A 17,871-nucleotide genomic window follows, 5' to 3' on the forward strand; every position below is an offset into this window, starting at 1 on the left:
CAATCAATAAATTTGGTATTTAGATTCTGTGATAATAAAAAATTGCCGAGAAAAATACCCTTTCTCGACAATCTGAGCATCGGATGTACCGATGCTTTTTTGAACTGGCTGGCTATTAAGAAATATAGTGATTTTCCCTTAAATATTGAATGATTTTTTCTGTGCATTCTTCAAGGTCCATCGTATCCGTTTCTACCGTAATTTCAGGATTTTCCGGCTCTTCGTAGGGATCCGAAATCCCTGTGAAAGCTTTAATCTCTCCATTTCTCGCCTTTTTATAAAGTCCCTTCGGATCCCTTTTTTCACATTCAGCCAAATCACATTTTACATAAACCTCAATAAATTCTCCGTCATCCAGCAGGTTTCGCACCATTTCTCTGTCAGCGGCATAAGGCGATATAAAGGAAGCGAAAGTAATAATACCCGCATCAATTAATAATTTGGAAACTTCTCCAATTCTCCTGACATTTTCTTTTCGGTCTGCCTGTGAAAAGCCTAAATCTTGATTTAGTCCAAACCGGATATTATCCCCATCTAAACGATAGGTGTTGATCCCCTGGGTAAACAATCTTTCTTCAGCCTCTGCCGCAATCGTCGATTTTCCAGAACCAGAAAGACCGGTCAGCCAGATGACAGCACTTTTATGACCGTATGCTCTTTGCCGAATCGCTTTAGAAATTTTCCCTGTGTGCCAGACGATATTCTTTGATTTCAATTAGAACCTCTCCTTTCTTCACAATGATTAAACCCAAACCAAATACACTATCCATACGGTTACAGCCATCACAATGATATTTAAAGGAAGCCCAGCCTTCAAAAAATCTTTATACGTATAACCGCCTGGCCCGTAAACAATCATGTTTGTTTGATATCCGATAGGGGTGGAAAAACTAGCCGAGGCAGAGATGGCAACGATTATAGCTAAAGCTGTGGGATCAATCTCTGTCTTGCCAGCCACCTCTAACGCAATGGGAAACATAATGACAGCCGCTGCATTATTCGTAATAAATTCAGTCAGCAGGTTGGTGGCCAGATACATAACAGCCAAAATGAGGATGGGTTTTCCGAGTGGATGAACCAATGATACCAATCCATCGGCAATCCATTCAGCAGTTCCTGAATGGATTAAAGCTGAGCCAATCCCAAATGAAGAGGCTATGAGAATCAGCACATTTAATTGGAGAAACTTTCGTGCTTCACTCGCTGTAACAATCTTTAAAATAAAAAATAAACAAACGGCTGCTGCTGATGCCGTCAACATGGACAAAATACCTGTGCTGACACAAAGAATAAGTGCGGTTAACACTAAGATAGAGGACCAGGATTTCCACTTAGAATCCACTTTTAAAAAACTTTGCTGCTCGATTGGATGTACTAAATAGAATTCATGTGAATAATCTCTCTTTGAGAAATCTGGGCCGATGATCATTAGCAGGATATCACCGGGTTTTAAAATAATATCGCCTATTTTACTCTTCATTCGTTCTTTTTTTCGATGCACAGCGATCACCGCAGCATCATATTTTCCGCGAAATTGGGTATCCTTGATTTTTTTATGCAGCAAGGAGGAATACTGGCTGACCACAGCCTCCACTATTTTTGTATTCTTATTCTTTATGAGCTCCAGCATGGTGTCGTTATTGATAACTAATTCCAGCCCCTTTTGTTTCTGCAATTCTCCAATGGCAGAAATCAATCCGGTAAAAAGGAGATGGTCACCTGGCTTAATAACCGAGGTGGACGACACGGGTGTATGCACCTCCTGATCCCGGATAATCCCCATTAAATAAAGGCCGTTTAAATTTCTTAAGCTGGCTTCTTCAATAGTTTTATATAAAAATGGATAGTCATCCGTTACCTTGACCTCCCCCATATATTCCCGGCTGTCCTCTATGAGACCGTTCTTCTTTGCCGGATCGTCAGGCAATAGAGCATAACCGGCCGTTGCCAAATAAAGAATTCCCAAAAGGGTAATCGGCAAACCGACAATCCCTAGTTGAAAAAAGGACAATCCCGGAAGCTGAGCTTCCAGCAATAGACCATGGACAACTAGATTAGTGGAAGTTCCCATAATCGTCATCGTACCGCCAAGTATGGTGGCATACGATAATGGGATGAGAAATTTTGAAGGGGAAATATGATGATTTTCACACCATTTTCTGATGATTGGCGTAAAGGTTACTACAATAGGGGTATTATTTAAAAATGCCGAAATTCCTGAGATCGGTATAAGTATTTTTAACAACGTTTTTTTGGGATTTTCCCGAGCATGTAACATTTTTTGAATCAAATGGTTTGTCCAATCACTTTTTTGAATTCCGCCTGCAAGGATAAAAAATAAGCCAATTGTCAGCATTCCTTCATTCGAAAAACCTTTAAATGCCTCTTCAGCACTAATCATTCCCGTTAATAAAAAGACGATTACGGTAGTAAATACAATCAGCTCAGGCCTTTGCACCTCTAAGATTAAGCAGCCCATCATAAAACCAATGGTGATCAGGACAAAGGCGATTTCCCCCGTCATTGCGGCATTTCACCTTTGAAGGGTGACAAAGCATCATGGGCCATCCTGGGTCATTCCGTTTATTAATGTTTTAATCACTTCTGGACGGGAAAATTCCTCAGGCGGCCATTCTCCATTCCGGAGCATCTGGCGGACCTTAGTCCCGCTTAAATGAAGGTGATGTTCCCGGCCATGCGGGCAGGTTTTCGAGGTGCACATGCTTTGGCAGACGAGGCAGTAAAAGGCATGTTCGAACTTTAAAATTTGAATCCCGATTTCAGCTTCTGAAAAATGATCAAAAATTTTCTGAGCATCATAGGTTCCATAATAATTCCCGACACCAGCGTGGTCTCTCCCGACAATAAAATGGGTACACCCATAATTTTTTCTGACAATGGCATGAAAAACAGCTTCTCTCGGGCCGGCATACCGCATGGCAGCCGGATACACGGCAAGCACCACCCGGTCCTTTGGAAAGTAACCTTTTATTAATACTTCATAACTTTGCATTCTAATGTCAGCAGGGATATCATCTTTTTTGGTCTCCCCAATTAATGGATGGATCAGCAGGCCATCTGCCATTTCCAGAGCGGTCTTTTGAATATACTCATGGGCGCGGTGAATCGGATTGCGGGTCTGGAATCCAACCACCGTTTTCCATCCTTTGGTTTGAATCTCTGCTCTTACCTCCGCTGGATCTTTGAAATATTTTTCAAAAGGAGAATGTGTGGGCCTTTCTAATAGATAGATTGGACCGGCCAAATAGGTGTCTCCTTTTTCGAATATTTTTTGGACCCCGGGATGGTTAAGATCCGTAGTCCCATATAAAAGAAGTGCCTCTTCCTCCTTATCATATGAATATTTCCCCTCCAAAATCAGGATACCGTATGGTTTTCCATTCTGTCCCGTTAAGCTTACCCTGCTGCCAATATTCAAATCAGCCGCTTCTTTCCTCGTTACTGGAAGGGTGACTGGAATAGTCCAAACCGTCCCGTCCGCTAGTCTCATTGTTTTCAAGACACTTCGGTAGTCCTTTTCTGTCATAAAACCTGTCAATGGACTGAAAGCCCCTGTGGCAATCAGCTCAAGGTCCGATAAAGCCCATGGATCCAAGACAATTGACGGCAGCTGCCCGGAGGATTCGAGCCACATTTTGGCTTGTTCGGGTGTGGCAAATCGACTAATCAATTTGCCGCCGTGTGGAGGCAACATTTAACAGTCTCCTTTCTTATTCAAGATTTCAGCTATCTATTATTCATTTCTATAAGACTCCAGTGTTTTGGTGATTCCTTCCTGAAAACTATGTTTCGGTTTCCAATTTAATTGGTTGATAGCCTCATGATTATTTAACCGGCTGTGGAGAATTTCTCCCTTTTTTAAAGACTTATTGATTTTCATTACACTTGTCTTCGTCTGTTCAGAGATGACCTTAAGGACTTCATTTATTGATGTTTGGGTATTGGTACTGATATTCAAGATCTGATTGTTACCGCGGTCGATGGCCGCAATATTCGCTTTGGCCACATCCTTTACATAGATAAAGTCACGAGTCTGCTCACCGTCCCCATTAATCACCACTGGTTCCTGGTTAAGGACTTGGTTGATAAAAATCGTCACAACACCGGCTTCCCCATGCAGTGTTTGCCTTTCTCCATAGACATTGGAATAGCGGAGGATCGTATAAGGGAGGTTATACAGCGCTGAATAAAGTTGAATATATTTTTCAGCCGTCAGCTTTGACAAACCGTAGAAGGATAAGGGATTTAAATGGTTGATTTCATTAATAGGAAGCTGTTTTGCATGTCCATAAACAGCCGCTGATGAAGCGAAGATCAGCTTTTTCACGCCATAGTTCTTACAGCATTCGAGAATATTGATGGTCCCCATGATATTTTGATCACTATCATAATAGGGATCCCTAATCGATTCTCCAACATTTGTCTGCGCGGCCAGATGGATCACGATTTCTGGCTGTTCGTTTAAAAAAATATCTTCCAGAAGTCTCCTCTTTCTAATGTCGACCGGATAAAACGAAATTCCTGGCGGAAGGTTTGATCGCTTACCATGCACCAACTGGTCAACGACGGCTGCTTGAAACTTCTGATTGAGTAACTCTTCCACAATATGTGATCCAATAAAGCCTGCACCTCCTGTTACCAAGACCTTTCTTTTTTCAGTATTCATTCTCTTTTCTCCATCCTTTCGATCATACAGATGAACACCGATTCCCTGTTAATTGAAAACGAAATAGGTGATTGAAACCTCATTTTTAATGTATGAATAGCCAGTCTTTATGGAAACGGCAAAAAAGGAAAACAGGCAATTGGCCAAAAGCAAGAGATTTATTTTTAAAAAATGACGTCTTATCAGTCATCCGTACAAGCATGGAAGATCTCATTTAATAAACTATATTTTAAGAAGGCGAGGTGTTCGTTTGGGTCTCTGTCAGGTTCACATCAGAAAAATTTGGGAAAGACAGTCAAACCCTAAACAACTAGCTTTAGCCAAAAAAAGAATGGGTTACGATCAAAAGCTATTAGTCGCCCCATTACATTGATTAACAAGATTTGGAGCAGGGGGAGCTGTATGAGGCAGGGAGTTAACTTAATTGGATATGCCAGAGCCGAATCGGGATTAGGAGAAGCGTGCCGTTCGGCAGCCAGGGCTCTTCAAGCCGCAGAAATCCCGTTTTGTATTATAAACATGGAGACATGTCCGGCCAGAAAGAACGATTTAAGCTGGATACACAAAGAAGCCAAGAGTCCACTCTATAATACGAATCTTTTCATGATTAATGCTGATCAGCTTTACAGCAATTATAAAAGGAATTTCATAAGGCGAAGCTGGTTTGCCAAGCGATATAATATAGGATTTTGGCATTGGGAATTACCTGAATTCCCTCATCGATGGATGAGCGGTCTAACTATCGTGGATGAGGTATGGGTGCCATCAAAGTTTACACAAAATAGCATTTCAAAGAAGTCGTCTAAACCTGTTCTTTGTTTCCCACATTCCATATCAATAGACCCGCCCGCACACATGAACCGCCAATATTGGGGACTGCCTGAAGATCGTTTCCTATTTCTAATGATGTACGATACCCAGAGTACTTCTGCCAGAAAAAATCCACTTGCCGTTATAAATGCATTTCAACAAGCATTTCAACCAAACGATCCTTCCATTGGATTAGTCATAAAAATCAATAATGCCTCCCATTTCCCGGAACAGGTTGAGACATTAAAACAAACGATTAGTGGGTTTGATCCTATTTTTATCATTGACAGGATAGTATCACGCAGCGAAGTAAATGGTTTAATCGCATCTTGTGATAGCTATGTCTCCCTTCATCGGTCAGAGGGATTCGGTTTGCCTATGGCTGAGGCCATGTTTTTGGGAAAACCTGTAATTGCTACAAAATGGTCGGGGAATATGGACTTTATGAATGAAGAAAATGCCTGTTTAGTAGACTTTACCCTGCAAAAAATTGGGGAAAGATACGGTCCATATGCAGCTGATCAGCTATGGGCAGAACCGAATATAGACCAAGCTGCCTTGTTTATGAAGAGGATAACGGAGGACAGAGATTTTGCCGGGAAAATAGGAGAAAACGGAAAAAGTACGATCATTGGCCAGTACTCTCCACAAGCAATAGGTGAAAGGTATCAAGCTCGTCTCCAACAGTTAGGTTTACTCTAGTGTGTCTCCTGCTTATGTTCAGCTGTGATCAAAAAATAGCGGCTGCGACAGTCACAACATTAACACGATTGAGGTGAGGAATATTGAAAGTAGTCATTATGGCCGGGGGCCGGGGGACAAGATTTTGGCCATGGAGTGTGAAAGATAAACCAAAGCAATTCTTATCGCTAATGTCTGACGAGTCCCTGCTGCAACAGACCTATAACCGATTTCTAGAATGGCTGCCTCCTGAAAAAATTTTCATTGTAACGTTAAACGAGTATGTGCCTTTAGTGAAGGAACAGGTGGCGGGAATCGAACCAAGCAATTTAATTATAGAGCCTTTACAAAGAGATACTGGACCTTGTATGGCACTAACTGCTCTAAAGTTCTTACGAGAAAATGATGATGAGGTTTTTGCTGCTGTTCCTGCCGATCACCATATTCCCGAGCATAAGGATCTGCCAGACTTATTTAAAATAGGAGAAAACCAAGCGGAAATCGGCCGCTCTATTGTCACTCTTGGGATGAGACCAACCCGGCCTGAGCCCGGTTATGGCTATATACTTGTTGACTCCGAGGCGGAACAAAAAAATCAAGTCTGGCCGGTAAAGGCGTTTATAGAAAAGCCGAATATGGAGAAGGCTAAAAAACTATTAGACTATGAAAATGTGTTTTGGAATAGTGGAATCTTTTTCTGGAAGCCGTCCACCATTGAACATTATTTTAGAAATTTATCTCCAGATATTTGGGAAGAACTGAAAGATTGTACAAACATCTCGGAAGCCCAGTATGCGCTACTTCCAAAAATATCGGTAGATTATGCCATTCTGGAAAAAGCAGAAACTATTTTTATGGTTCCAGCGTGCTTCCATTGGGATGATGTAGGAAATTGGAGCGCATGGGAACGGCTCCATGAAGAAAAAACATCCGTTAATAACCTTATTATAGGAAATGTCCATGTATTATCCACCAATAACTGCATTATTAAATCAGACGAACAAAAAACAATAGTAATCGGTGTCGAGGATTTAATTATTGTTTCCACTACGGAAGGACTATTAGTCTGTCATAAAACACAAGAACAAGCAATTAAGAATATTCTGGATAATATGTAAATAACATTTTGCTTCCTGCATTTAATTAAATAAACCAGCAGTTTCCATGCTGGCAAGCTCACTTTTCAACTTTTAATATTTATTTCATTTTGCAAGTTTTTGTAAAGGTAAAGGAGATGAGGGATTGAAAACAGCATTTATAACAGGAATCACCGGACAGGATGGTTCCTATTTGGCGGAGCTGCTATTGCAAAAAAATTACAAAGTATATGGGTTAAAGCGCAGGACCTCTACCCCTAATTTTGAAAATATCCAGCATTTAAAAGATGATATTGAATTTATTTCTGGTGATTTAACAGACGCTTCCTCCTTAGTAACTGCCATTCGCCACTCTAAACCTGATGAGGTTTATAATCTGGCTGCACAGTCCTTTGTGGGAGAGTCTTGGTCTCAGCCGATCTTGACAGGTGAAATAACTGCTCTTGGAGTTACTAATCTCTTAGAAGCGGTTAGAAGAGAAAAACCTGATGTGCATTTTTATCAGGCCTCAAGCAGTGAAATGTTTGGCAAGGTGATCGAAACTCCTCAAAAAGAAACGACTCCATTTTATCCCCGAAGTCCTTATGGTGCAGCAAAAGTATACGGCCATTGGATTACCGTCAACTATCGTGAGAGCTATGATATGTTTGCCTGCTCCGGTATCCTGTTTAATCACGAATCCCCTAGAAGAGGAATTGAATTTGTCACCAGAAAAATCACTGACGGTGTGGCGAAAATCAAATTAGGTCTGGAAAAAGAGCTCCGATTGGGCAATTTAGAGGCAAAAAGAGATTGGGGGTTTGCCGGAGATTATGTAGAAGCCATGTGGCTTATGCTTCAGCAAGAGCACCCTGAGGACTTTGTCATTGCAACAGGTGAGACACATACAGTTAAGGAATTTGTAGATATTGCCTTTAAGCATGTCGGTCTCGATTGGAAGGAGTTTGTTGTTCAAGATCCTAAATTTATGCGTCCGGCAGAAGTGGATTTACTATTAGGGGATCCTAGTAAAGCTAAAAAGAGATTGGGCTGGAAGCAAAAGGTTGACTTTGAACAGCTGGTTAAAATGATGGTGGAAAGTGACTTGGAAAAATATATTCGCGAAAGAAAAGGATAGAATTCGAATGAAAGAACAGGTGGTCATTGTTGGAAATGGCGGACATGCGAAGGTCATTATTGATCTATTAAACAGCTCATCGCAATTTGAAATTATCGGTTGTACGAGCAGCAGCAGTAAGGGCACTTATACAGCAGGTGTGCCCATTATTGGTGACGATACGATTTTACCGCAGCTATTTGACCAAGGAATTAAGCATGCCTTTATTGCAATAGGTGACAATCAAATCAGGAAGAAATTGTTTGAGAAACTTAAACAGCTGCACTTTGAATTTGTGAATGCCATCAGTCCATTTTCCTATATTGCTCCATCTGTTTCATTGGGAACTGGAATAGCTGTTATGCCGGGGGCTGTTATCAACACTGATTCCAAGATAAAGGACAATGTCATTATTAATACAGGATCGACCATTGATCATGACAATGTGATTGAGGAGCACGCCCATATAGCACCAGGGTCTCACTTGGCTGGTCATGTAACGGTTGGGGAAGGGGCATTTATTGGTACAGGGACAAAAATAATTCCGGAAATCACCATTGGCCAATGGTCGATAGCAGGAGCTGGTTCCGTAATTATTCGAAACGTGGAAAGCCATACGAAAGTTGCTGGTGTTCCTGCAAAAAAAATTTAGCAGATACAGAAGGTGATGAATATGGGGGGAACTTCAAAGATACCTATTGCATCCCCGCTTTTTAATGGGAATGAAAAAAGATATTTAGTAGATTGTATTGACACATCATGGATTTCATCCAACGGAAAGTACGTAGAGGAATTTGAAAAAAAATTCGCAGAGTTTTGCGGTACCAAACATGCCATCACTTGCGCTAATGGGACCGTAGCCTTACATCTTGCGCTCCTGGCCTATGGAGTTGGGCCTGGGGATGAGGTAATTGTACCGACATTGACCTATATCGCGACAGCTAATGCTGTAACTTACTGCGGGGCTAATCCCATCCTTGCCGACAGTGAACCTGAGACTTGGAATATGGACCCCAAGCGGATAGAAGATAAAATAACGAGTAAAACAAAGGGGATAATTGTGGTTCATTTATTCGGCCATCCCGTTAACATGGACCCTATCCTGGAACTAGCAAAAAAATACAATCTATTTGTCATTGAAGATGCCGCAGAGGCTCATGGAGCCAAATACAATCATAAAATGACAGGTTCAATTGGAAATATTGGCTGTTTTAGTTTTTTTGGCAATAAAATTATTACCACTGGTGAAGGCGGGATGATTACCACCAATGATAACGAATTAAATCAGAAAATTAGGCTGTTAAGAGGCCAAGGAATGGACCCAGATAAACGATACTGGTTTCCGATCGTTGGTTACAATTATAGAATGACAAACCTTCAAGCCGCGATCGGTTTAGCCCAGATGGAGAATATAGCCTTCCATCTAACGAAAAGACGGGAGGTGGCCGATCTCTATTTTAAGTATTTTCAAAGCCTTACTGATTTAATTGAAGTCCCCGTGGAAAAAAATTGGGCTGTTCATTCATTTTGGATGTTTTCCATCCTGCTCAAGGACAAAGCAAAGGTCACCCGTGATGAATTAATTTCCCTTCTTGACCAAGATGGAATAGAGACAAGGCCGCTCTTTTATCCAATGCATACCTTACCACCATATAAAGAAACGACGAACCAATATCCAGTTGCTGAAGATATTGCTTCCAGGGGGTTAAGCCTTCCAACCCATGCCCTGCTGACAGAGGAGAATATTAGATTTATAGTCAATCAAATTCATTATCATTGCAGAAGGACAACAAAATGAATCGTTCATGGAAAAATGTTTTAGGGAGGATTTTGCAGTGAAGATTGCCGTTGTCAATACCCACGTCCCCTATATATATGGGGGTGCTGAGTTTTTAGCAGATAACCTCGTAAAAAAACTCAATCAACATGGTCACAATGCAGTTTTAATAAAAATTCCCTTTCAATGGAACCCTCCCCAAGAAATCATTAATCATATGCATGCCGCAAGATTGCTCCATTTTGAATCGTATTTTGATCTAGTCATTCCATTGAAATTTCCGGCATACCATATTAGACATTCAAACAAGGTGCTTTGGCTGCTCCATCAATTCAGACAGGTATATGACTTATGGGGCACTCCTTTTCAAGGCATCCCCTCTACAAGTGAAGGGCTGCGCCTAAAAAATAACATCATTAAACACGATAATTTATATTTACGTGAAGCTAAAAAAATATTTACTAATTCCAACATAACTTCTGATCGGCTAAAAAGATTTAATGGCTTCGACTCAGAAGTGCTGTATCCACCTCTGATGGATGCTGAAAATTTCCATTGTGAAGAATATGGGGACTTTTTATTTTATCCCAGCAGAATCAATGGTGCCAAAAGGCAAAATTTAGCCATAGAAAGCATGCGATATATAAAATCAAAAGTAAAACTTCTAATTGCCGGGAACCCGGAATCCGAACACGACATGAAACAAATGCAAGCTCAAATACACCAATATGGACTAAAGGATAAAGTAACCATCATTAGCCAGTTTATTTCCCAAGAACAAAAGGTGAATTTTTTTGCAAAATGCCTAGGGTGCCTTTATATTCCATTCCATGAGGATTCCTATGGCTATGTAACGCTCGAAGCCTATCATTCCCAAAAGCCGGTTATTACATGTACGGATTCCGGCGGTACAGATGTTTTGGTTAAAGATCACCTAACAGGCTTTGTTGTACCTCCTGAGCCGCAAGCTATAGCTGAAGCAATGGATAAATTTTATATAAATAAGAAACGTACAGAAGAAATGGGGAAATTAGGTCTTGAACATATCCGCTCGTTGAATATTTCATGGGAGAATGTGGTTAGGAGGCTGACCGAATGAAGATTGCCTGGTTTACCCCGTTTTCCACAAAAAGCGCAATTGGATATTATAGTAAAACTGCTGCTGAACATCTAAGTAAATATTGTGAGGTAGACCTCTTTTTATTTGAAAAAGAAAATATAATTGATACGAGCTTAAAAAAATATTTTTTTACCAAAGATGATCGTTTACAGGAGACTCTATCCGCCTATGACTTTATCGTTTATAACTTAGGCAATTATCCCCCCTTTCATCTGGATATTTATGAGGTTTCTAGGAAGGTAAAAGGGATTGTTATTCTTCATGACTTTGTTATGCACCATTTTTTTCTCGGATATTATCTAAATTATAAGAAAAATAAACAGGAATATCGGCAGGAATTTTTGTCTTTATACGGTCCTGAAGCGTTAAAATATGTAGACGACTCTTTTTCCGGAAAAATAAAACCGATATGGGAATCGGAGCAAATCATTCAATTTCCTTTCTTTGAAAAGGCCATTGAAGGAGCACAGGCAGTCATTACACATTCTCACTTTCACAGAGAAAAAGTATTGGAAAGGTACCCTGGAAAAGTAAAAACATTATATTTTCCGTTTGATAAACAATCTATTCCCGCTCCGGAACTCGATGCCTCCCCTCCTGCCAGCAAGCTGCTATTGTTAACTTTTGGCGATGTGAATCCAAATAAGCGGATCCATCAAGTTCTTAAGGTGATCGGCATGAATAATACGATTAAAGAGAAAGTAGAATATGTGATTATTGGTTCACTTAATCATCGGCCATATGTTGGACAATTAAACAGACTCCTCCAAAAGTATCGCCTTGGAAATATTGTCACGCTGTTAGGATACCAGGATGATTCCGTTTTATTATATTATATAAAAAAAGCCGATATTTTTATTAATTTGAGATATCCTGCTATTGAAGGAGCCTCAGATTCTTTATTAAAACAATTAACAGCAGGGAAACCTTCCTTGGTGACCGATACAGGTTTTTATAGTGAACTTCCATCTGATGTTGTGGTGAAAATAGAAATAAAGCAAGAGATGAAAAATATAGAAAAAGCATTAAGATTTTTAATTCAACATCATCATATCAGGAAAGAAATTGGCCTAAAGGCAATGAACTTTGCTGAACAAAAATTTAACCCCGACGAGTATTGCAGGGGATTCTTAGAGTTATTAACGAGTCTGCGAAAATAAATACCTATTAAAGAAACACCTGCACAATGCTGCTGATTGCCCCATCAGTAAACATTGGTAACAGGTGTTTTTTATTGAAAAATAAATCCAAGCTCCGTTTTACTTGGAAGGCACCCATTTAAGCAGTGAATAATCAAAGTACGAATCGCTTTTTACATTTTTTAAGGATCTGGAATAAAAATAAGGTATATAATTTTTCAAGCTGCCCTGAAATTGCAGGTTATTGCATTTCAAAAATTCCCCTGTTTTCTCTTGTTTAAAATATAGCTCATTTTGAATATAGTAAACCTTTTTTAACTGATTAATTGTTTCACAGCCTTGGGGGATTTTTAAATTGGCACAGAAAAGGGAACCGCTTGTGTTTAACTGCAGGTCCTTATATAAGGATTTATGTTGAAGGGTAAAATACTCAAGCAGGTCCATATCGCTTACCCCCGCTTGATTCCTCTTTTGAAGTTCTTTGTTTTTTTCTTGGAGATCCTTAAATAAGGATGCATCACTATAGTAATGAAGGATAAACTTACATATTTTCTGCAGGATTGACAGGCTATTAATAAACATCATATGGCCAGTCCCAATAAAACAAGCAAATTGGACATCAAAGTAATGCTCTTTATTAAAATCGCCGGCATTCATATATAACATATTATCTGAATCTTGATAGAAACATTGCTGTAAATTATGTTTTCTCATAAAGCTTTCCAATATAAACCATCGTTCAAAGCAAAATGATTCATATTTAAATTCTCGTTTGCTCAGGTGTTTAAAAACCTTTTTGAATTCCGCTGCACTGTCATAGTAATCGTCAAAGTTATAATGTTTAACAAATGGATATCTATTATTTTCTTGATCACCAATTACTATCACGTCAGAATTACATGCTTTTGTCTGTAATAAAGGATATTGGAACCATTCCTGATTACCATAATGAATAAAAATGACAGGATAAGTCATAGGGGGCTCCTTTCACTCTAGGGTTTCAGCATTATATCCATATTTTTCGAAATCTTGTTGGTAGATTTCTCTAACTAAGTCCATTGTTTCTTTATCATAGAAATTTTTATAAGTAGGCAATTGTCCCACTAAAAGTTCTTTTGTAATAATCGTGTCTGCAAACTCTTTCTTTAAAGCCATTTTATTTGAATGATGATGTGGTGACTTAATAATCTGTGATAGTGGTGAATGTCCTAAGTTATATTTTTCCTCTATTTTCCTAATTTCAGAAGAGAAGCTTTCCAGTTTCACATAATTGTTTATATAAAACTCTTCTCCTTCCATGTATTGCTTTATCATATGAGGATCGATCGCCCCTCTATTAGGTCCTGCTTTTTTAACATAATGTAAAAATTGTTTAAAGGAAATTCCATCCACAGGTTTATTGGGGGTATTAAACATTTTTTTCATCTTTTCATATTCAATGCATAAGGGATGATCGGGCTGAGAAATGAAAAATGCCGCATTGGCTGTATGCAAAAATGAACTGACAGCACGTGTATACGGGTTTCGGACAAGCTTAAACATATCTTTTTCCTTATTCAAAATTTGGTTTTTGAATTCTGGATCGTTATGATATCTTCTGTATTTTCCCCAAAAATACTTATGGGGGTCCTGCTGGATTTCCTCCTGTGTGAAGCCAATTTAAAAAAAAAACCATTTTAGAAGTGACGTACAACCGCTTTTAAAACTATAAAAAAAGACAATTGGGAAATCCTTGTGATATAGAGGAGTCTTATAATTAACTAAATGGTCCACATTATTCGAAGGAGTATTGGCCATTACATCCATCATCTCCAATCTTTCGAAAAAATTTCCAACATATTAGTCTTGCCAATCAACTATTACCCTGACTTTTCCCGTTAAAAAATATTTGCCTATTATCAAATACCATTCTCCTTTACGAAAATTTATTTATCAATTACTTGCCTCTCTTACCGTTATATGTTGAATTTCAAATTTGGATTGGACAACTGTTAGTGGAAAACCGCCTATTTTCTTACAATCGGCCAGTGGGGACAGTCCCCCAGCACGTTAATTTGTTAAAGTAAAGTCATAAAAAATGGAATCTTAAACATGGAAAGTGATATAGTAATATAAAGAATAGTAATATAATTATTAATTTTCTTTTTTTGTGTTGTTGATTGAGTTTGCTATGAGCCCTATAATAGGTTCAAATGAAATTTGAAATCTGGTGAAGAGGTGTAGTCATGAATCAAACCATTGCATTTATCCAAAGGGAAATATTAAAGGAAAAACCTGAGCAGGCTTCATTAGGGTTTGGGAAGTATTTTACCGATTACATGTTCGTTATGGATTATGATGTTGAAAAAGGCTGGCATGATGCCCGGATTACTCCTTACGAGCCTATCACACTTGATCCTTCCGCCATGGTCTTCCACTATGGACAAGCCATCTTCGAAGGGATGAAAGCCTATAAGGCGGCAGATGGTACGATACAGATGTTTCGTCCGGAAAAAAATATGAAACGGTTAAACGATTCCTGCGACCGACTTTGCATCCCGCAAATTGATGAGGAATTCTTATTAACAGCCATTAAACAATTAGTGCTGACAGAAAAAGACTGGGTACCTAATGAGGAAGGAACCTCCCTTTACATTCGCCCCTTCATCTTTTCAACAGAGCCCTATCTCGGCGTTCGGCCCTCCCACCAGTATAAATTGCTGGTTATTCTGTCTCCGTCTGGGGCTTACTATGGCGACCAATTAAGCCCTGTAAAGATCTATGTCGAAGAACAATACGTCCGGGCTGTTATTGGAGGAGTCGGTCATGTTAAAACCGCCGGCAACTATGCAGCCAGCTTGAAGGCACAGGAAAAAGCCGAATCAAATGGCTATGCCCAAATTCTATGGCTCGATGCGAAGGAAAATAAATATGTTGAAGAAGTCGGCAGCATGAACATTTTCTTCAAAATTAACGGAGAAGTCCTGACACCTAAATTAAATGGCAGTATCTTGCCTGGTGTTACCCGCGATTCTGTTATTGAATTATTAAAATACTGGAATGTTCCCGTTCGTGAAGCAAGAATATCAATTGAAGAAGTTTACAGCGCCCATGAGCGCGGCGAATTAGAGGAAGTATTCGGTGCCGGTACAGCTGCTGTCATTTCACCAGTTGGCGGATTAAATTGGAATGGCCGGGCTATTACTATCAATGATAACCAAATCGGTAAATTATCCCAGCGTATCTATGATGAAATGATTGCCATCCAGCTAGGCAAAAAAGCAGACCCATTTAACTGGACAGTCAAGATTGCCCAAGTGGAAGTTTAAGCTTTAAACCCAAAAAACGGCGGCTGGAAACCCAGCCGCCAGTTTTTCTAAAAATCAGCCACTCACCTTCTGGCAAAATATTGTTTGCCTGCCCTCTTGTTCATTTTCTTCGTAAAAAAGAACCTTCCAATCCCCAAATTCAGACAATAGCTCCTGAGGCTTCAATTTATATTGATTGGAAACGCCTTGTTCTTCTTTTTGCTGTGACTGAAAGAAGGTCTCCATGAAAAAATAACCATTCTGTTTTATGCTGTTTTTAACTGGAAGGAATAGGGACCGGTCCAAATAATAAGTCATAACAGCCAAGTCAAACGAACTCGCTTTCAAAGGGAGGTGATCCCCTTCGGTAAGATCGAATACTTGGGGATTAATCGCCAAATCAAGCAAGTCAGCCTGTTCCTTTACATATTTTATGGCTACATCAGAAATGTCGACAGCCTGTATTTGATAATTTAAACGCGCCAGGAATATCGAATTCCCCCCCAGTCCGCAGGCAAGATCAATGGCTGTCCCTCCGGACAGATAGGCAGAAAGGTCTTTTAATCTTGCATTTGGTTCAGGCACTTCTTGATGATTTACTCGTTCCTTATGCTTTTGATTCCATTTACGTTTCGTATCCATTTAGAAACTCCCTGTTCCCCCGCTTATTTCCATACCTGTATTATATCGATGTTTCAAGCATAAAGACTACTAATTTTGAAAAAGCAGCCTTACCAAACAAAGAGACCCACAATCATAGCGCTTAATAAGGATACTGCCATCCCGCTAACCAATAGCTTCCACACATTTCTTCCAATAATCTTTGATTTTTCTTCACTAATGGTGGAATTAAATGCGCCATAAATCATGCCCACTGTACTAAAGTTAGCAAATGACGTTAGGAAGGTAACAGCCACAGCCACCGTATGGGGGGCCAGTTCCTTTATCCTTCCCATCAAGTCAAGCATACCGACAAATTCGTTAGTAGTGAGCTTGATCCCCATCAATTGAGCTACATACATGGCATCATCAACAGGTAATCCCAATAAGAATGCAAATGGGCTAAAAATATAAGAGAATACTTTTTGAATCGTCAAGCCATGTACAAAAAACCCTAATATCCCATTGACACCTGCCGTTAAGGCTACATATCCGATGACCATGGCCGCAATAACAATGACCATTCTTATGCCAATGAGCATACTGTTTGAAATAGTTGAAAAGAAATCTCCACGCTCTTCTTTTGTTGGAACATAAACAATATCTTCCTCTTTCGAGACATGAACAGGGTTCAGCATGTTAGCAAGCAGCAATGCATTCAAACAGTTTAAGGGAATGGCCACAAATACATACGTCGCTGGAACCATGGTCAGATAGGCTCCAATGATGGAGCCGCTAATGCAGCTCATACTCATTATGCCAAACGTTAACAGGCGATTTTCGTGTAAAGCGGTCAGCTGCTGACGGATAACGGCCAGCGCTTCCGTATTTCCGAGAAACATCATCTGAATAGAGAAGAAGCTTTCAAGCTTTGGCAAGCCTGATATCTTGGAGATAAGCCAGCCCACTTTATCAATGATCCACGTTAAGATTCCAAAATAGGATAAAATGTCAAAAAATGTAATGATGAAGATAATAGGCATTAACGCACTAAAAAAGAAATCAACCTGCTCACTAGCTAAAGCCGACGGGAAAACAAAGGAGATTCCCTCATTGGCACAATCAATTAACCAGGTAAAGAACGAGGCAATTTTATTAATGACCCATGAGCCAATTTTTGTGGATAACATAAACCAAGTAATCAAGAATTCAACGATGAGCAATTTCAATATTGATTTCCAGTTAACCTTGGCTTTATTAGGGGAACATAAGTAAATGAGACCAAGAACTACTAAAACCCCCAGTGCATTTAATAAGAAAAACACAACATCACTTCCTTTTAATTTATCAATTCCCTAAATAGGTCTTATTTATAGAAAAAGCCCTCATTTTCCATACCTTCAGCTGTTCGTGCAAGAAAGCATGAATCATTACGGCTTTATCATCGAAAATAACTGCAAAAAAATAGAGGACAGCACAAATGGCTGTCCACTATTTTTGATTGCGGGGGCAGGATTTGAACCTGCGACCTTCGGGTTATGAGCCCGACGAGCTACCGGACTGCTCCACCCCGCGAT

The 17,871-nt window shown here is 39.7% G+C and carries 16 protein-coding genes and 1 tRNA gene; 8 read left to right on the top strand and 9 right to left on the bottom strand.

Features of this window, described 5'->3' with window-relative positions; translation table 11 throughout:
- Positions 1 to 115: 115 nt before the first annotated feature.
- From cysC to NFS43_RS23235, 4 genes are read right to left on the bottom strand one after another with little or no spacing between them, the layout of a single operon-like run.
- Positions 116 to 715: an adenylyl-sulfate kinase gene (gene cysC, locus NFS43_RS23220; protein WP_251555316.1), complete on the bottom strand. Its 600-nt coding sequence runs from the start codon at positions 713 to 715 to the stop codon at positions 116 to 118.
- A gap of 27 nt (positions 716 to 742) precedes the next feature.
- On the bottom strand, positions 743 to 2,524 hold the full coding sequence (locus NFS43_RS23225; RefSeq protein ID WP_251555317.1) for an SLC13 family permease: 1,782 nt from the start codon (positions 2,522 to 2,524) through the stop codon (positions 743 to 745).
- A gap of 33 nt (positions 2,525 to 2,557) precedes the next feature.
- A complete protein-coding gene (gene sat, locus NFS43_RS23230) occupies positions 2,558 to 3,715 on the bottom strand; it encodes a sulfate adenylyltransferase (protein ID WP_251555318.1) in 1,158 nt (385 codons plus the stop codon).
- A gap of 39 nt (positions 3,716 to 3,754) precedes the next feature.
- Positions 3,755 to 4,687, bottom strand: coding sequence for an NAD-dependent epimerase/dehydratase family protein (locus NFS43_RS23235; RefSeq protein ID WP_251555319.1), 933 nt, complete (start codon positions 4,685 to 4,687; stop codon positions 3,755 to 3,757).
- 402 nt (positions 4,688 to 5,089) lie between these two features.
- Here NFS43_RS23235 and NFS43_RS23240 point away from each other — a divergent pair, with 402 nt between their 5' ends.
- The 7 genes from NFS43_RS23240 to NFS43_RS23270 all read left to right on the top strand — a co-directional run bounded on the left by NFS43_RS23240 (position 5,090) and on the right by NFS43_RS23270 (position 12,428).
- Positions 5,090 to 6,199, top strand: coding sequence for a glycosyltransferase family 4 protein (locus NFS43_RS23240; protein WP_251555321.1), 1,110 nt, complete (start codon positions 5,090 to 5,092; stop codon positions 6,197 to 6,199).
- An 83-nt stretch (positions 6,200 to 6,282) separates the two neighbouring features.
- On the top strand, positions 6,283 to 7,296 hold the full coding sequence (locus NFS43_RS23245; protein WP_251555323.1) for a mannose-1-phosphate guanylyltransferase: 1,014 nt from the start codon (positions 6,283 to 6,285) through the stop codon (positions 7,294 to 7,296).
- A gap of 124 nt (positions 7,297 to 7,420) precedes the next feature.
- Entirely contained in the window at positions 7,421 to 8,392 is a 972-nt protein-coding gene (gmd, locus tag NFS43_RS23250) for a GDP-mannose 4,6-dehydratase (RefSeq protein ID WP_251555324.1), read from the top strand.
- Positions 8,393 to 8,399: 7 nt separating this feature from the next.
- Positions 8,400 to 9,023, top strand: a complete 624-nt coding sequence (locus NFS43_RS23255; RefSeq protein WP_251555325.1) for an acetyltransferase — start codon at positions 8,400 to 8,402, stop codon at positions 9,021 to 9,023.
- A gap of 21 nt (positions 9,024 to 9,044) precedes the next feature.
- On the top strand, positions 9,045 to 10,169 hold the full coding sequence (locus NFS43_RS23260) for a DegT/DnrJ/EryC1/StrS family aminotransferase (protein WP_251555326.1): 1,125 nt from the start codon (positions 9,045 to 9,047) through the stop codon (positions 10,167 to 10,169).
- Between the two features lie 37 nt (positions 10,170 to 10,206).
- Positions 10,207 to 11,247, top strand: coding sequence for a glycosyltransferase family 4 protein (locus NFS43_RS23265; protein ID WP_251555327.1), 1,041 nt, complete (start codon positions 10,207 to 10,209; stop codon positions 11,245 to 11,247).
- Positions 11,244 to 12,428 (top strand): glycosyltransferase family 4 protein, encoded by a 1,185-nt coding sequence (locus NFS43_RS23270; protein ID WP_251555328.1) that lies wholly within the window; start codon positions 11,244 to 11,246, stop codon positions 12,426 to 12,428. The genes NFS43_RS23265 and NFS43_RS23270 overlap by 4 nt, the downstream gene beginning before the upstream one ends.
- Before the next feature lie 99 nt (positions 12,429 to 12,527).
- Here NFS43_RS23270 and NFS43_RS23275 read toward each other — a convergent pair whose 3' ends face one another.
- Together NFS43_RS23275 and NFS43_RS23280 are read right to left on the bottom strand one after the other, a co-directional pair.
- Positions 12,528 to 13,382 carry a hypothetical protein gene (locus tag NFS43_RS23275; protein WP_251555329.1) on the bottom strand — a complete coding sequence of 285 codons (855 nt, stop codon included), beginning with the start codon at positions 13,380 to 13,382 and terminating at the stop codon, positions 12,528 to 12,530.
- Positions 13,383 to 13,394: 12 nt separating this feature from the next.
- A complete protein-coding gene (locus tag NFS43_RS23280; RefSeq protein WP_338150631.1) occupies positions 13,395 to 14,066 on the bottom strand; it encodes a sulfotransferase family 2 domain-containing protein in 672 nt (223 codons plus the stop codon).
- Between the two features lie 566 nt (positions 14,067 to 14,632).
- Here NFS43_RS23280 and NFS43_RS23285 point away from each other — a divergent pair.
- Positions 14,633 to 15,715 carry a branched-chain amino acid aminotransferase gene (locus NFS43_RS23285; RefSeq protein WP_251555333.1) on the top strand — a complete coding sequence of 361 codons (1,083 nt, stop codon included), beginning with the start codon at positions 14,633 to 14,635 and terminating at the stop codon, positions 15,713 to 15,715.
- Positions 15,716 to 15,769: 54 nt separating this feature from the next.
- On the opposite strand, the gene NFS43_RS23290 is transcribed toward NFS43_RS23285, so the two are convergent.
- From NFS43_RS23290 to NFS43_RS23300, 3 genes are all read right to left on the bottom strand, one after another.
- Complete coding sequence (locus NFS43_RS23290; RefSeq protein ID WP_251555334.1) at positions 15,770 to 16,336, bottom strand: class I SAM-dependent methyltransferase; 567 nt, start codon at positions 16,334 to 16,336, stop codon at positions 15,770 to 15,772.
- 89 nt (positions 16,337 to 16,425) lie between these two features.
- Complete coding sequence (locus tag NFS43_RS23295) at positions 16,426 to 17,619, bottom strand: nucleoside transporter C-terminal domain-containing protein (RefSeq protein WP_251555335.1); 1,194 nt, start codon at positions 17,617 to 17,619, stop codon at positions 16,426 to 16,428.
- A gap of 176 nt (positions 17,620 to 17,795) precedes the next feature.
- A tRNA-Met gene (locus NFS43_RS23300) sits at positions 17,796 to 17,869 on the bottom strand.
- Positions 17,870 to 17,871: the final 2 nt, after the last annotated feature.

The sequence above is a fragment of the Neobacillus muris genome, from assembly GCF_943193175.1.
GTDB lineage: Bacteria > Bacillota > Bacilli > Bacillales > Cytobacillaceae > Neobacillus > Neobacillus muris.

What these genes read in the sequence shown, in the direction of transcription:
- NFS43_RS23290 (WP_251555334.1), bottom strand. Translation starts at nt 16,336, where the DNA reads ATGGATACGAAACGTAAATGGAATCAAAAGCATAAGGAACGAGTAAAT.
- NFS43_RS23235 (WP_251555319.1), bottom strand. Translation starts at nt 4,687, where the DNA reads ATGAATACTGAAAAAAGAAAGGTCTTGGTAACAGGAGGTGCAGGCTTT.
- sat (WP_251555318.1), bottom strand. Translation starts at nt 3,715, where the DNA reads ATGTTGCCTCCACACGGCGGCAAATTGATTAGTCGATTTGCCACACCC.
- NFS43_RS23240 (WP_251555321.1), top strand. Translation starts at nt 5,090, where the DNA reads ATGAGGCAGGGAGTTAACTTAATTGGATATGCCAGAGCCGAATCGGGA.
- NFS43_RS23225 (WP_251555317.1), bottom strand. Translation starts at nt 2,524, where the DNA reads ATGACGGGGGAAATCGCCTTTGTCCTGATCACCATTGGTTTTATGATG.
- NFS43_RS23255 (WP_251555325.1), top strand. Translation starts at nt 8,400, where the DNA reads ATGAAAGAACAGGTGGTCATTGTTGGAAATGGCGGACATGCGAAGGTC.
- NFS43_RS23260 (WP_251555326.1), top strand. Translation starts at nt 9,045, where the DNA reads ATGGGGGGAACTTCAAAGATACCTATTGCATCCCCGCTTTTTAATGGG.
- NFS43_RS23270 (WP_251555328.1), top strand. Translation starts at nt 11,244, where the DNA reads ATGAAGATTGCCTGGTTTACCCCGTTTTCCACAAAAAGCGCAATTGGA.
- NFS43_RS23275 (WP_251555329.1), bottom strand. Translation starts at nt 13,382, where the DNA reads ATGACTTATCCTGTCATTTTTATTCATTATGGTAATCAGGAATGGTTC.
- NFS43_RS23285 (WP_251555333.1), top strand. Translation starts at nt 14,633, where the DNA reads ATGAATCAAACCATTGCATTTATCCAAAGGGAAATATTAAAGGAAAAA.